The sequence below is a fragment of the Marinospirillum sp. genome (genome assembly GCF_014859565.1).
Genome location: NZ_JACUUA010000425.1, coordinates 1 through 1,665 on the forward strand (window position 1 = coordinate 1; position 1,665 = coordinate 1,665).

A 1,665-nucleotide genomic window follows, 5' to 3' on the forward strand; every position below is an offset into this window, starting at 1 on the left:
TAATGACGGCATTGTTTATCCTGTAGCTCTCGGTTTATCCGGTGTGCTGCTGTTGTTTATTGAACCTTTGTTCTCATTGTTACACCTGGCTATTCTGGGTGGTTTGTTATCCGTTGCACTGCTGCTGATTCACTGGCGTGCAGGTCAGAGTTATGAGCAGAACCTTAAGAATCAGGTGAGTCAAGGCACCTTGCAACTTAGCGGTACATATAATGGTGAGCTTCAACCCAGAGCCAGAGGGATGCACAGTTACACAGCTGCCAATTATTCCCGCGACTCACAGTTTGAGAAGGTATCACTCGATGATATCAAGCTGACCAAGGGGAAAATGAACCAGTGGCTTACACAGCTGCATCAACCCTCTACAGCACAGCAGGTACTTCCCTACATTCATGCCCTGGATGATCGTCAGCTGCGTAAAGTGCTGATGTACATGCTGCCAAAATTAACCAATCACCCACTGGATTCTTTGATCCTTTTCATTAGAGCACTCCCACCGCTGAATGATCGTATCAGTATTTTACTGGTGGTCTGGTTTCGGAAGTATTGGGGGAACCCACTGATTCGACTTTACAGTGGTTACAGCCTGAGAAGCAGAGTTAAACATCCGCTGGTTCGCCATCTGATCCATCTAGTCACGGAGAACTATAGGCACAGGGCACAATGCCTGCTGCTTGAGCTTTTACGTCCTTTTGATGAGAAAAATACCCTGCAAGGCATAGAAACACGTTTATATGCCGGTGACTCTCGCCAGAAAGCCCAGGCGCTGGAAACCCTGAGCTTGATTCCTCAGCGGCACTTAACCTACTGGTTGAGTCTGGTTTTTGAGCCTTTACCTCGTATCAGTCTTAAGGCAATACTGAAAAGCAATCGTCACATCGATCAGGATATGATTAATCTGTTAAAAGAAGTACCTGATCCCTGGATGAAAAAAATGGCTGAAGTCTACCTCAGCCTAAGTAATTCTGACTCATCCCGAAAATACGTTGGAGCTTCACTTATGGAACGTCTGGAACTCTTGCATCAGGTTCCGCTTTTTGCAGAACTCAGTCTGGATGATTTACAGTCACTGGATGCTCAACTGAGAAGTCGTAAGATCAGTGCTGGTGAATATCTATTCAGCGAAGGAGATCCTGGTGACTGCTTGTATATTCTCGTCGCAGGTGAAATAGCTGTCAGTCGTCAGAATGCGAAGGGTGAAAATCTTTTGCTGGCCAGGCTGGGGGCAGGACAACCCGTCGGTGAAATGGCGCTATTGGATGAGTTGCCTCGCTCAGCAACGGCCATTGCAAGTGAGGACAGTGAGTTGCTGAAACTCGACAAACTACGCTTTCATAGCCTGGTGATGCAACGACCACAAATATTGTTGGGAATGTGCAAGGTACTGGCTACCCGCCTACGCGCTTAACCTAGTGCTGGACTCAAAAAAAAACCGGAAGCATCAGCCTCCGGTTTTTTTCTAACAGGCCATTTCAGATATCAAGGTTAGATACTGACAAGGCATTGGCTTCAATGAAGTGACGACGTGGCTCAACCTCATCACCCATCAGGGTGTTAAACATCATATCTGCCGCTACGGCATCCTCAATGGTGACACGCAACATACGGCGTGTTTCAGGGTTCATTGTAGTGTCCCACAACTGATCCGGGTTCATCTCACCCAAC

The 1,665-nt window shown here is 47.3% G+C and carries 2 protein-coding genes; one reads left to right on the plus strand and one right to left on the minus strand.

Annotation, left to right across the window (positions count from 1 at the left end; all coding sequences use genetic code 11):
- Window positions 1-1,408, plus strand: a 1,408-nt coding sequence (locus tag IBX50_RS20460) for a cyclic nucleotide-binding domain-containing protein (RefSeq protein WP_292258259.1), incomplete at its 5' end; no start/stop codon positions are given.
- A gap of 64 nt (window positions 1,409-1,472) precedes the next feature.
- On the opposite strand, the gene IBX50_RS20465 is transcribed toward IBX50_RS20460, so the two are convergent.
- Window positions 1,473-1,665 (minus strand): hypothetical protein (locus IBX50_RS20465; RefSeq protein ID WP_292258260.1); only part of this gene is annotated, 193 nt, incomplete at its 5' end.